The following is a 13,343-nucleotide window of genomic DNA, read 5'->3' on the forward strand; positions in this document are numbered from 1 at the left end:
CCTGTTAGGCAAGCATTGTTTGCATCACGTCAGCTGAGGAGAAATCTTCAGGCGCGGTGGCCATGATCGCATCCTCACCCGGAGTGACCTCTGGCTGGAGCATGTCCTCAGCCAGAAAAGCCACGGCTTCAGAGGCAAGCGCGGAAAGATCGACGCCAATGGGATCAGCATCCGTATCGATGAGTTCAGCCTGATAAAGAAGCGCGTCGTCATAGACCTCGCCACCGACCGAGACCGTTGAATCGGTGCCATATTCGTGGATAGACGCCAGATTGATCACCGCATTGGATCCCGCCGTGACGTTGATCTCGGCTCCGGTTTCGCCCTCCAGGTTGGCCATAGCGAGGTGCACCTGATCTGAATCTCCCAGAATATTGGTCTGTTCGATCCAGTTGACCGCCATCAGGTCGCCTTCGACATAAAGAACCCGAAGAACGTCGATGCCTTCAAAAACCGGATCATTTGCAACGGCACTGTTGAAGCCCACGTTCCCGGCCTCAAGGCTTTCGGAGGCGCTTTCCATTGTGGTCGACATCTCTTCGTGCGTGTCCAGACCGATGCCATTGATCGTCGCACTGTTGAACAGCAGGTTGTCGCCGGATCCGATACTGGTGGGTGTGCCGTCGGAATAGGTCACCCAGTCATTGTCGATCAGCACATTCATCTGGTTGATCCAGTTGACTGAAATCATGCTGCCGCCTGCAAAGATCAAATCATAACCAAACCCCAACTCAGACAGGCTCGTGAGGTTGGCCACTGTGTTGTCACCCAGACTGATATAGGTATTGGTGCTGCTGAAACTGATCTCGGCACGGTCGTGATCCGTTTGGAAACTGTATTGATTGACATAGTTGTAGCTGATCAGATCGCCTTCTATCCGGGTGACCGCCCAGTTCGATGGTAGCCCGGTATCAGCCTCTGTTGTATCAGTCTCTGCTGTGGCCTCATCCTCGGAGGCCTCTGCAGTTTCATCGACTTCCTCGTCGGTGGGAAGCGAGCTGATAAAACTCATCCCGGCGCCGCTCAGCACGGCAGATGCAGTCAAACTGCCCGCACCAGCGCTGTAGCTGCCAGTGTCGCCACCACTGTCGTGGTTCACCAGGACGTTGACCTGTGCGATCACCTCAAGATTGATCGCATCCCCCATGACCGAAATCATCGGTGCATCCAGCCAAGCGGAATGGATTTGCACGTCGTTGACCATCGTGTTGCCGCCGACGACCACCGTATGCCCGGCCTCTATGTGAAAATCACCGGCACTACCGTCGTCTGTATTGAGCCCCTCAAAAGGATCTGGCCAGACATAGTCTTCCTCACTTGCGTTTTCGCCGGAATTCTCGCCAGGTGCCGCATCTGGCGCGCCTTCCTCTCCCGCACTGACATTTGAGCTGTCTTTTGAGCTTGCGCCGCTGCCATCATTAGGCTCGTCTGCAGTTTGGGCTCTCAGATAGGCTGGCAGAACCTCGTCCAGGCGCAGCAAATCTTCAACAGCCCCTCCATTTATATGTAGACCAAAAGCATCGTCTCCCTGCAGGATAGTTGTTGTCACACCGGAAATCGTGCTGGCCTCGACAGAGGTGATTTGCGCATGCAGCGCTAAAGCATCCGCCGTCGCCGTCTCACCTGGCTGCAGAAGTTGAGCGCTGACAGGGGCAGCAATCGCGGTCGCCACAGTTTGATACTGTTGCAAGGCCTCCAGGTAGGTGCTCGGATCGGCAAAGACAGTCTCGCCATCCCCGAGCAGCAGAAGGTCATTGTCAGACAAGAATGCACTTTGAAGGGTAATCACAGCAACACTGCCGGGAGGTTCCAGCACCAGCTGGGTATTTTGACCGTTCCAGACAGTTGAAAAAAGCGTCAGCGGGGCCACTGGCAGGGCAGATTCAACCGCGTTGCTTGGCAGATAGTCAGCGAAATTCACAATAACAGAAGCCGCCGGGCCAGAAGAATTCTCTTGCAGCCATGCAGGTGTGTAATCAAGGTTCGGCGCGAACCCTTCCAGCCGGTAACCCGCCTTGAAAGAAGCCGTGATCGCGTCGATCTCGTTGTTTTCCAGGTCTTCTGCCTGCAACGCCTTGAACTTGCCATAGACGTCGCGCAAACGCACCTCTTCCACACTGGTATGAAAAATACCGATCAAGTGGGCGACCATTTCGGTCGTTTTGTCCATTAACATAGCAGCCTCGCTTAAAGCCAAGTGGCTGCTCACCTCATTAAAACTTTGCTTTTGCCGCACGGAACCCTGCGGACGGTCGTCTAAAAAAACTTATTAAAAAAGCGGACCTGAGCCCGGGTTTCTCCGGGCTCAGGTCATTTCTTTATCGGCCTATGCGCCGTCGCCATCATCGCCGATGTAGCTGGAGCTGAACGAGCCGCCAACAACTGTCATATCAACAGTGTTGCCCAGCACATTGGCCCCCATCACGACGCTCTGGTTAAAGGCTGTGGTGTCAATCTGCGATGCCGCGGACGCAAAGGATTCACCGGTGACATAGCCGTCATCACCGTTGTTCGATCCCCACATGCCGGCGTTGCCACCGTCACCGCCGCCACCTGCAAAGGCATTGCCACCGCCACCGGCAACGCCGCCGGAAGCTTGGGTCCCGCCAGCATAGGCATGTCCGCCGTAGCCGTCACCGGTGTCACCACCCCAGGCATGGCCGCCGTAGCCGTCGCCGCCGTTTCCACCATCAGCTTCGTTGTCGCCACCGTAGCCTGCGGTGCTGGCATAGGCACCCGATGCCGCCCCGGCATCGCCACCTGCGCCACCGTTTGCATTGCCGGAATCAGCCCGACCTTCGCCTGCACCGGCAGCACCCGAGATAGCCCCGGCTGCACCGCCATCGCCACTGGTGCCTTCACCGTTGCCAAGACCTGCGCCAATCGCGCCGGCATCAGCATCTCCGGTTTCACCGTTTTCGGCACCCGCAAGACCAAGGTTCAGCAGTCCAAGCCCGCCACCGATCGCGCCGGCATCTCCAGTATTGCTGCTGTCAGCCCCAGCGCCAGCTGCGCCTACGCCTGCACCAACGCCATCGGCATTGCCGCTATCGCCACCGTCTGCGCCGGCACCGGACAGGCCGGTTCCCGCGCCCAGAGCAGCAGCCAGGGACCCTGCGTCGCCGCCGTCATCGCCTTCAGCATCCGCATCCGAAGAGGCGCCGCCAAGACCAAGACCAACACCGACGGAAGTCGCACCGCCACCGTTGCCACCGTTGCCGCCAGCTGCGGATGCATTACCACCAGCACCGCTGGTTCCTCCAGCCGCACCGGCGATGCCGCCAAAGCCCAAACCACCCAAGGCCGTACCGCCATGCGTATCTGCGCTTCCGTCACCTTCGCCACCGGCTGCACCAGCTGAGATTCCATCATCCGCGTCCGCTTCCCCACCTTTCGAGGTGTTGGTTTGCGACATCGAGCCACTGTTGCTGATGTTGGATGCGGTATCGTTGTCATCCAGATTGTTGGTCTGCGCATTGACTGTCGCCGAGTCGTTGCCCGCACCGTTCAGGGCATCGTCCAAGATGTCCTCAAGGTTCATGTCATCGCCTGGGCTGTAGTTCATGTCACCGTCGGCCATGACAAAATCTCCGGCTGACGAATTGTGCAGATCGATATCGGCAAAATCATCGTCGGTCGGCATCCAACCGGTTGTGTCCACAGTCACCGATACGGCAGTCTCGGAGGTATTCGAGTTCGCATTGCTATTGAGATTGCCGTTTGCATTGCCATTCAGATTGCCATTGCCATTCAGACTGGCGTTGGCATTCGAGCTGGCATTTTCGTTGGCGTTACCATTTCCGTTGCCGTTCAGGTTGCCATTACCGTTGCCGTTCAGGTTGCCATTGCCGTTGCCGTTCAGGTTGCCGTTGCCATTGTCGTTTTCATTGTCATTCTCGGACGACTGAGCTTGACCCTGAAGCTGGGCCTGCAATGCGGCCTGGGCCTGACCCTGGCCCTGTAGCTGGTCTTGATCCTGTTCCTGATCCTGGTTGCCATTACCATGATGTGGGAACATGAAGTTGTTGTTTCTTGAACCTGGCATTTCTAATTCTCCGTAAAAAATCATCCACGGGATCGCCACTCTATCAAAAGCGACCTACGCGCAGATATGTAATTTCTGTCTATTTAGAGGTTGAGATTTTGATCAGGAATGTTTGATTGAAGCGCTCTAACCAACCATTCCCCAGCGCACCACTCGCGCAAAAATTGAAATTATCCGTTCGCATTCCCCCCTTTAAATTCCCATGCAAATACCGTCATCACAGTTGTACTGCGTGGCCAAATTTTCGTGTCTGAAGAAGTGAGTCGCAGAGAAAAATTCCGACCCCTTAACGTTTTCTCAATACATTGCGAAAATAATTTTGATCACTCAGTAATCTCAAAAGTGTCGTCAAACTGGCCGCCTTCAGGAAGCTGGACAATAGGATTAGCCAAAAATAAGCCGACTAATCATTGTTTTCACTTAATTTTTTAGAGAACCTCTGCAAAAACCCTCTCAAAAATCGGAAGAATCATCGCTCGTTCGCCATAGGTTTCTGGCCTAAACGGCTCCCCCAGAAGCTGAACAGATCAATGTGTTAGGTGGACTTTAACCAAAAGTTTCGGTAAAAATACTATCCGTTCCTATTGCCACAATCATATCACGTGCTTTCGCTGAGTATTTTCCATGACGAAACGCAGCAGAACTAACCCTGGGAGAAATTACATCTCTCCGGTCGATGAGCAGAACGCCAAAACATAGAACCGGCATCAACCGGTATTTTGAAGTTCAAGTTTCTGAAGCGTGTCGACTCACCTGCGACATGGCAGATTCTCCATCGGGGAAGAGAGGCTATTAAAAATGAATGTTGAGTATATATTTACCCAAGACCCCCAAATCGGGTCTCAAAAATTAATTGGAGCTTTCTTCGGAAGCCCCCTGTGCTTTTCCGACACCCTTTTGAAAATCACCGACGGCGAAATCAACAACATGCGGTTTACCCGTCTGGAAGATATTTCTGATCTGGAACAGATCAGACACAATGCCAGCGATGAACAACGCGGATCAATACGAAACATTCTCGTTGACGAGTCGATGCTGGAGGCTTTCTGCAAGGATTTCTCCGGGCTGCAGAAGGCCTTTCCATGTGCTCAATTCGCGCTGGCCTACCGGCAGCAGCAGAATGCGCGTCACCTACTGACGTTGGCTGCGGAACAGAGTGAACTGCGGCAGATCAGCCTATTGCCGATGCATCTGGAAGTGGACCGTTGGCTTTCCGTTCTCCGACTTTTGATTTGCGGCGAACACTACGTTCCCTCTGAATTGATAGTCCCGCAGCAGCAACAGGAGGCGCCCGCCCCTATTCATGAACACTCCCGCAGCCCTGACTGCGACGTCTCGAAAGGACATTCTGCTAATACCGAGGCGGTGGAGCCCAGCGAAACGGTCCATTTGACAGAACGTGAAATCCAGGTACTGCGATCTGCGGCCGAGGGAAAACCAAACAAGATAATCGCCGAAGAATTGCGGCTATCTCCGCATACGATCAAACTTCACATGCATCACTTGATGGCCAAGCTCGGCGTTCACAATCGTACTGAAGCCGCAATCTGGTTCTTTGATCACCAGCATGAGGTCGCAGGTTCATAGACATGGCTGAAACTTCCACCCCAATCGATTTTGACGACTTCCTGCTGTTGATTGGAAAGCTGAACTATACGTGGACAAATACAGAAAGCTTGCTCATTCATTTTATTGCTGGCCTCTCCAAGATCGATAAGGAAACAGCCACGGTCATTTTTCTGACCCTGAATACCACACGTGCCCGGATCGATATTGTGGAGCGGTTGTCAAAACTGGACCGTATCCCGCAAAAGGAGCGCGAGCGGATCCTTTCTTTAACCAAACGCATTCAGGGTCAGTCCTCACTGCGTAATCGCTACAATCACTGTATCTATGCCTTTGACAGCGAAGGTGGCAGCCCGCGTTCCATTTTGATGCGAATTGCTGACCGGAAGGATCGGTTGGTTATGGGGCAGATGAATGCCCTGGATCAGTCGGCGGCCGAGGGCGTCGAAGAGGCTGTTTTCGCTCTGCAGCAGATAAACCAGGACATCTGGCAGAGCATCCGGGACCTCAGATACCCCCAATAACCTGCATCCCGAGGCTTTCTTGGAGCGATCTGGATCTCATGCACGATGAACGGCTTCATTGCAAATGATCTATCCTGAGACGACCCTTGCAGAGCAAATTACCTTTGCGCGGAATGAAGGGCTTCGAACACCAAAAACCACCCTGCCGTCCAAGGTGCTAGAGGCGTTTTCTTGCCAAATGAAGATAGTGGCGGGGAGACAGGGATTCGAACCCTGGGAACGCTCTCACGTTCAACGGTTTTCAAGACCGCCGCATTCGACCACTCTGCCACCTCCCCGGTCTGCGGGCGGTTTAAGCGGATCAGCTGCATCGCGCAAGAGGAAATCACCCCAAGGCGCGCATCCAGTGACGCGACCAGCTCTTACTGCCCCAGTCCTACATCTGATCAAGCCAGTCTTGCACTGAAGTGGCAGGGGGAAAACGCGCAAGAACACGCCCATACCCCGCCTTTCCCGACCGTTTCAGGCCGATACTCTCTGCACAGGGTTTTCACAGCACACAACGCAGGCTATCATTCCGCAAATCACAAGGATGACCGGTAAATCCGGCGAGCCGCGCAAAAGCGCAAACGAGCACAGGCCGAACCTGAACAGGCCAAACGAGCACAGGCAAGGGAACCCCCATGACAAGAACCATGCCGACAAGAACCATGCCCGCTTGGATATCAGGCGCAAAGATCTTTGTCGCTGCCACCTCGATGCTGGCACTGGCGGCCTGCGAAGAGGGGGCGAACCTGGGGTTCCTGAAGCCCAAACCAGAAACCACCGAGACAACCGGGTCTAGCAGCACCAAACTGGTTGAGCGCGACGTCGAAGCACCGGATGTCTTTCAGGTCACCGAAGCCGGGCTTTGGGATGGCCGTCCCTCGCTTGGCGGGGTTTGGGTGGCGCATCCGGACGCGCAGGAGCCCGAGCGCGTCATCATTCGCAACAGCAGCAATGGCAAGTTTGTCATTGGCGCCCTGTTTCGCCGCGAACGTGAAATCCCCGGCCCCAGGCTGCAGGCCTCCTCGGATGCGGCTGCGGCCCTTGGTATGCTGGCCGGTGCCCCGGTTGAGCTGAACGTGACGGCCCTGCGCCGCGAAACAGAAGAGCTGCCGCCCGAGCCAGACGAGACCTCCCCGGCTGACCCGCTTCAATCCGAAGCTGCCCCATTGGGCGCGGCCGAGGCCGCAGCCCTGAACACCGGCGATATTGCAGCGACACCGCTAGACCCGATTGCCGGTGCAGCCGCCGCCATCGAGGCGGCCCCGATATCAAAACCGGCAGCCGCTGCCCCAGCTAGGGTTTCCCCGCTGGAGAAACCCTTTATCCAGATCGGTATTTTCAGCGTCGAAAGCAACGCCAAGAACACAGCCGCACAGATGCGCAATGCCGGGTTGATCCCCGAGGTGCTGGAGCAAAGCAGCAAGGGCAAACCCTTCTGGCGTGTTGTTGTTGGCCCAGCCCAGTCCAAATCGGAACGCAGCCAGCTGCTCAAAAGCGTCAAGGCAGCAGGCTTCAGTGATGCCTATGCCGTCACCAACTAGCCTCTGGAGATCCCTACCGTGAGACAGATGGTCAGATCCTTCGTCCCCCTCATCACCGCCGCAGGGCTGGGCCTATGCCTGAGCGCACTGCCGCTGGCGGCCTTTGATACCAAGGCCCGTGCCGCCTATATCCTGGACCAGGGCACGGATACGGTGCTTTTGTCCAAGAACGCCGACCTGCCGCTGCCGCCGGCCTCCATGTCAAAACTGATGACGCTCTATGTTGCCTTTGAAGCCCTGCGCGATGGACGTCTCAATCTGGATGAACGCCTGCCTGTCAGCGCCCATGCCATGGGCTATGGCGGATCCACGATGTTTTTGGACACCACCGACCGGGTCCGTGTCGAAGATCTTTTGCGCGGCATCATCGTGCTGTCGGGCAATGATGCCTGCGCGGTGATTGCCGAAGCCCTGAGCCCGGATGGCACCGAAGCGGGCTTTGCCCGCTACATGACCAAACGCGCGCATGAGTTGGGCATGGAAAATGCCAGTTTCGCCAATTCCAATGGCTGGCCCGCTGCAGGCCATCGCATGTCGATGCGCGACCTTGGCATTCTGGCGGAGCGTCTGATCGAAGACTTCCCGCAGTATTACCCGCTGTTTTCGGAAAAAAGCTTTACCTTTGATGGCCGTGCGCCTTCCAACACCCGCAACCGCAACCCATTGCTAGGGCTGGGTATCGGCGCAGATGGGCTCAAGACCGGGCATACCTCGGAAGCAGGCTATGGCTTGGTCGGGTCCGCCATGCAGGGGGATCGCCGGGTGATCTTTGTCCTCACCGGCCTCGACAGCACCAAGGCCCGCGCAGAGGAGGCCGAGGCCGTGGTTAACTGGTCGTTTCGCCAATTTGCCAAGAAAACTGTCGCCAAAGCCGGTGTCCCGGTCGCCCGCGCAGAAGTCTGGCGTGGAGCACAACAATCGGTAGGGCTCGTGCCGGAAACCGATCTGGAAATCCTGCTCCCGGCACTGTCAGGCAAGGAAATCGCCGCCGAGGTGGTCTATACCGGACCAATCAGTGCGCCCATCAAGCAAGGACAGAAATTGGCGGAACTGGTGTTGCGGCCGGATGAGTTGCCAGAGATGCGTCTGCCGCTGGTCGCGCAACAAGATGTCGCCACGGGGGGCTTTTTTGTCCGTGTCAAAACCGCCGCTCAGGTGCTATCCAAACGGCTGATAGACGGACCAGAGGCCAGCCAGTGAATAAAACCGCCCCGAAAGCTGCGTCAGGCCTGTTCCTGACCTTTGAAGGTATTGATGGGTCGGGGAAATCCACCCAATGCAGGATGCTGGCCGAAACGCTGCAGGCGCGAGGCTACGACGTGGTGCTGACGCGCGAGCCTGGCGGCTCTGCTGGAGCCGAAGAGATCCGCCGTCTGGTTTTGGAAGGCGACCCTGACAAATGGTCTGCCGAGACCGAAATTCTGCTGTTCACCGCTGCGCGCCGTGACCATCTGGAACGCACCATCCTGCCGGCACTGGCAGCAGGCAAAGTGGTGATCTGTGATCGTTTTGCCGACAGCACCCGGATGTATCAAGGCCTGTCACGCGGCGATCTGCGCGCCACGGTCGACCAATTGCATGCGCTGATGATTGGCCGTGAACCCGACCTTACCCTGCTGATCGACATGGACCCTTCCACTGGCCTTGCCCGCGCCAAGGGGCGTCAGGGTTCCGAGGAGCGGTTCGAGGATTTCGGGGTTGAGCTGCAGGAAAAGATGCGCGCTGGTTTTCTGGATCTCGCAGAGGAGTTTTCCAGCCGGTTCCACATCATCGACGGGGCCCAAAGCATTGAAGCCGTTGCTGCTGATGTTTTGCGGGCCACAACGGCTGCTCTGACTTCAGATGCCCAGGCTTTGCAGCCATGAGCCGTGCGCCAAAACCCCAAAATGACGAAGACCTGCCTCGTGCTGACCAGGCCCCCGGGGCGCCGCACCCGCGCGAGACTGCGCAGATCTTTGGGCAAGATCAGGCCGAACAGGATTTCCTGACAGCTTTTAATTCCGACCGTTTGCATCATGGCTGGTTGCTGACTGGGCCACAGGGGATCGGCAAGGCAACACTGGCCTGGCGCATTGCCCGGTTTCTGCTGGCAACACCTCCTGCCGAAGACGGCCTGTTTGGCGCGCCACCTCCCGTCACCTCTTTGTCTATCGACCCTGATCATCCGGTTTCCCACCGCATTCATGCGCTGGCCGAACCCGGCCTTGCGCCCATCACGCGCAGCTATAACGATAAGGGCAAGCTGCGCGACCAGATCGTGGTAGACGACATTCGCAAACTGAACCGGTTCTTTGGCCTGTCAGCGACCGAAGGCGGCCGCCGCGTCGTCATTGTCGATGCCGCCGACGACATGAACACCAGTGCGGCCAATGCGCTTTTGAAAATGCTTGAAGAGCCCCCTGCCCGCACCACCATTCTGCTGATTTCGCATCAGCCCTCGCGCCTGCTGCCCACCATCCGGTCACGCTGCCGCACATTGCGACTGGGGCCGCTTTCACCAGAAGACATGCAATCGGCACTGGCACAGGCCGGAGCCGACCTACCCGAAAATACGGAACACCTGGCAGCGTTGGCTGCAGGATCTGTTGGCGCGGCCCTGCGGTTGCTGAACCTGGGTGGGTTAAAAATCTATGCAGAGCTGATCCAGATCCTCGACACGATGCCACGCTTGGACCGCCAGCGTGCCATGGCCCTAGCCGAGGCAGCCGCACAGCGTGGCGCTGCGGAAAAATTCGAATTGCTGCTCACTCTGGTTGAAGTCTCTCTGGCCAGGCTCGCACGGACTGGTGCCACCGGGAAGCCCCCCCTCCCCGAAGCCGCCAATGGAGAAAGTGCCGTTCTCGCACGACTGGCAGCAGACCCACAAAGGGGCCGCGCCTGGGCTGATTTGTCTGCCGAAGCCACGGCGCGCGCGCGCCATGGTCAGGCGGTGAACCTTGACCCCGCTTCACTTGTCCTAGATACGGTTTTTAAGATGCAGGACACCGCGTCCCGTTGACCTTTCAACAGGCGGCGCCCGGGTATCCGGCCAAAGACACGACGAGGCAGGCATGAGCAGCACGACCCCCCATATCACCGCCCCCCATATCACCGATAGCCACTGCCATCTGGATTTCCCGGATTTCGAAGGGGAGCTGGACAAGGTCATCGCCCGCGCCGCCGACGCAGGCGTGACCCGCATGGTCACGATCTGTACCAAACTGAAAAACGAACCCGCTGTGCGCGCCATCGCCGAGGCCCACGCGCCGGTGTTCTATGCCGCAGGCACCCACCCGATGAGCGTCGCCTCGGAACCGATGGCCAGTTATGAAGATTTGGTCACCCTGGCCGATCACCCAAAATTTGTCGGCATTGGTGAGACCGGTCTGGACTATCACTACACCGCCGAAAGCGCTGAGGTGCAGCAGCAGTCCCTGCGCACCCATATCGCGGCCGCCCGCGACACCAAACTGCCGCTGATTATTCATGCGCGCGATGCCGATGACGACATGGCACGGATCCTGCGCGAAGAGATGCAAAATGGCGACTACACCTGCGTCATGCACTGTTTCTCCTCTTCAGCAGAGCTGGGGCGGGCAGCTCTGGAACTGGGGTTCTATCTGTCGATGTCGGGCATAGCCGCCTTCCCCAAAAGCCAGGATTTGCGCGACATCTTTGCAGCCGCCCCACTGGAACGCATTCTGGTCGAGACCGACGCGCCCTATCTGGCACCGCCACCGCATCGCGGCAAACGCAATGAGCCCGCCTATTCAGCGCTGACCGCACAGATCGGTGCCAAGGCATTCGGGATTGAATACGCCGATTTTGCCGCGCAGACGCAGGCCAATTTTGATCGCCTGTTCTGGAAAGCCGCTCAGTTCGAGGCCGCCGCCTGATGGCAGAGCTGCGTTATACCATCCTGGGCTGCGGCTCTTCCGGCGGGGTGCCGCGGCTTGGTGGCCACTGGGGCGACTGTGACCCTAAAGAGCCCCGCAACCGTCGCCGTCGTTGTTCGATGCTGGTCGAGCGCGACGGCCCCGACGGCACCACCACGGTGCTGATTGATACCTCACCCGATATGCGCAGCCAGTTGCTGGACGCTGATGTCGGGCGGCTTGACGGCGTGGTTTATACCCATTCCCACGCAGACCACGTGCATGGCATTGATGATCTGCGCATGATCGTTTTCAACATGCGCGCCCGCGTACCGGTCTATGCCGATGGCGACACCCAGAACGCGCTGCTGTCCCGCTTTGGCTATGCCTTTGTGCAGCCCGAAGGCTCGCCGTACCCACCCATTCTGGATCTGCGCACAATCGACGGCGCTTTTACCATCGACGGCCCTGGCGGTGAAATTCCGTTTTTACCATTTGAGGTCAATCACGGAGCTATTGATGCGCTGGGGTTTCGCATTGGTCAGCTCGCCTATCTGCCAGATGTCGCAGAGATCAGCGAAGACGTTACCGAAGCGTTGGAAGGGTTGGACTGCTGGGTACTGGATGCGCTGCGCCGCACGCCGCACCCAACCCATTTCAGCCTGGATCAGGCGCTGGCCTGGATTGACCGGATGCAGCCCAAACGCGCTGTGCTGACCAATATGCATATCGATCTCGACTACGCCACAGTCAAAGCAGAAACCCCGGACCACATTACCCCGGCCTTTGACAGCATGGTGATCCACTGCCCGCTTTGAAAGCACAGTGGCCAGAACACCTGCGCTGAAATAAAAGATATTTACCGCCTCCCCTGCTGGAGAAACCGATGCTGCAAAGTTTGATTGACGTTATCCTACCGGTCTTTCTGGTAGTCGCCGCAGGCTATATTGCAACGCAAAGGACGCTCTTTTCCCCGGTGCAAATCGATGGGCTGATGAAGTTCACCCAGAGCTTTGCCATTCCCTGTCTGCTGTTCAGTGCCATTGCCAATCTGGATCTTTCGGCCAGCTTTGATCCCAAGCTGCTGATCAGTTTCTACACCGGTGCGGCGATCTGTTTTGCTGTCGGCCTGATGGGCGCGCGGTTGATATTCAAACGCGACTGGGAAGACTGCGTTGCCATTGGATTTTGCTGTTTGTTTTCAAATTCGGTCCTGCTGGGCCTGCCAATTACCGAACGCGCCTTTGGCCCGGACAACCTGACCGGCAACTATGCCATCATCGCTTTTCATTCGCCCTTTTGCTACGGCCTCGGCATCACTGCGATGGAGATCGTGCGCAATCGCGGTGGCGGTGGATTGAAGACAGTTAAATCCGTGCTGACAGCGATGTTCAAGAACGTGCTGATCTTGGGCATCGCGCTCGGCTTTGCCTTTAATCTGTCAGGTCTGATCGTTCCCGAGGCAGTTGATGCTGCATTGCAGTTGCTGATCCGCGCGGCACTTCCCACCGCGCTCTTCGCTCTGGGTGGGGTGCTGGTACAATATCGCCCCGAAGGCGATCTGCGCATCATCGCATTTGTCTGCTTCATCGTTTTGATGCTGCACCCCGCCATTGTCTGGACGCTGGGCACAAGCCTTGATCTGCAACAGGATCTTTTCCGCTCAGGTGTGCTGAATGCCGCCATGGCCACCGGGTTCAACGGCTATATTTTCGCCAATATGTATGGCCGGGCCAAACGTGTGGCGGCATCTTCCGTTTTGATCGCCACTGCCGCGTCAGTCCTGACAGTCTGGTTCTGGCTTTTGGTCCTGAGCTAAGCCCTA

General features: G+C 57.2%; 11 protein-coding genes and 1 tRNA gene. 9 read left to right on the forward strand and 3 right to left on the reverse strand.

All coding sequences use genetic code 11. The features are described 5' to 3' along the window. Positions 1 to 4: 4 nt before the first annotated feature. Both PH5382_RS09900 and PH5382_RS09905 read right to left on the reverse strand, forming a co-directional pair. The gene (locus PH5382_RS09900; RefSeq protein WP_058334212.1) at positions 5 to 2,170 is read right to left on the reverse strand and encodes a hypothetical protein; all 2,166 of its coding nucleotides are present in this window, start codon (positions 2,168 to 2,170) and stop codon (positions 5 to 7) included. A 156-nt stretch (positions 2,171 to 2,326) separates the two neighbouring features. After that, positions 2,327 to 4,045, reverse strand: coding sequence for a hypothetical protein (locus PH5382_RS09905; protein ID WP_058334213.1), 1,719 nt, complete (start codon positions 4,043 to 4,045; stop codon positions 2,327 to 2,329). A 798-nt stretch (positions 4,046 to 4,843) separates the two neighbouring features. Between PH5382_RS09905 and PH5382_RS19735 the strand changes: the two genes are divergently transcribed. After that, positions 4,844 to 5,632 (forward strand): helix-turn-helix transcriptional regulator, encoded by a 789-nt coding sequence (locus tag PH5382_RS19735; RefSeq protein WP_082645626.1) that lies wholly within the window; start codon positions 4,844 to 4,846, stop codon positions 5,630 to 5,632. Positions 5,633 to 5,634: 2 nt separating this feature from the next. Beyond that, entirely contained in the window at positions 5,635 to 6,135 is a 501-nt protein-coding gene (locus PH5382_RS09915) for a hypothetical protein (RefSeq protein WP_058334214.1), read from the forward strand. Positions 6,136 to 6,323: 188 nt separating this feature from the next. Here PH5382_RS09915 and PH5382_RS09920 read toward each other — a convergent pair. Further along, a tRNA-Ser gene (locus PH5382_RS09920) sits at positions 6,324 to 6,413 on the reverse strand. 372 nt (positions 6,414 to 6,785) lie between these two features. Here PH5382_RS09920 and PH5382_RS09925 point away from each other — a divergent pair. The 7 genes from PH5382_RS09925 to PH5382_RS09955 all read left to right on the forward strand — a co-directional run bounded on the left by PH5382_RS09925 (position 6,786) and on the right by PH5382_RS09955 (position 13,337). Next, positions 6,786 to 7,664, forward strand: coding sequence for an SPOR domain-containing protein (locus PH5382_RS09925; RefSeq protein ID WP_197410033.1), 879 nt, complete (start codon positions 6,786 to 6,788; stop codon positions 7,662 to 7,664). 27 nt (positions 7,665 to 7,691) lie between these two features. Further along, entirely contained in the window at positions 7,692 to 8,864 is a 1,173-nt protein-coding gene (locus tag PH5382_RS09930; protein ID WP_058334216.1) for a D-alanyl-D-alanine carboxypeptidase family protein, read from the forward strand. Beyond that, positions 8,861 to 9,529: a dTMP kinase gene (tmk, locus tag PH5382_RS09935; RefSeq protein WP_058334217.1), complete on the forward strand. Its 669-nt coding sequence runs from the start codon at positions 8,861 to 8,863 to the stop codon at positions 9,527 to 9,529. The genes PH5382_RS09930 and tmk overlap by 4 nt, the downstream gene beginning before the upstream one ends. After that, positions 9,526 to 10,662 (forward strand): DNA polymerase III subunit delta', encoded by a 1,137-nt coding sequence (locus PH5382_RS09940; RefSeq protein WP_058334218.1) that lies wholly within the window; start codon positions 9,526 to 9,528, stop codon positions 10,660 to 10,662. The genes tmk and PH5382_RS09940 overlap by 4 nt, the downstream gene beginning before the upstream one ends. Before the next feature lie 52 nt (positions 10,663 to 10,714). Continuing rightward, on the forward strand, positions 10,715 to 11,539 hold the full coding sequence (locus PH5382_RS09945; protein WP_058334219.1) for a TatD family hydrolase: 825 nt from the start codon (positions 10,715 to 10,717) through the stop codon (positions 11,537 to 11,539). Then, a complete protein-coding gene (locus tag PH5382_RS09950) occupies positions 11,539 to 12,336 on the forward strand; it encodes an MBL fold metallo-hydrolase (protein ID WP_058334220.1) in 798 nt (265 codons plus the stop codon). The genes PH5382_RS09945 and PH5382_RS09950 overlap by 1 nt, the downstream gene beginning before the upstream one ends. 68 nt (positions 12,337 to 12,404) lie before the next feature. Further along, positions 12,405 to 13,337, forward strand: a complete 933-nt coding sequence (locus PH5382_RS09955; RefSeq protein ID WP_058334221.1) for an AEC family transporter — start codon at positions 12,405 to 12,407, stop codon at positions 13,335 to 13,337. Positions 13,338 to 13,343 lie beyond the last annotated feature (6 nt).

Source organism: Phaeobacter sp. CECT 5382 (assembly GCF_001457775.1).
Lineage (GTDB): Bacteria > Pseudomonadota > Alphaproteobacteria > Rhodobacterales > Rhodobacteraceae > Pseudophaeobacter.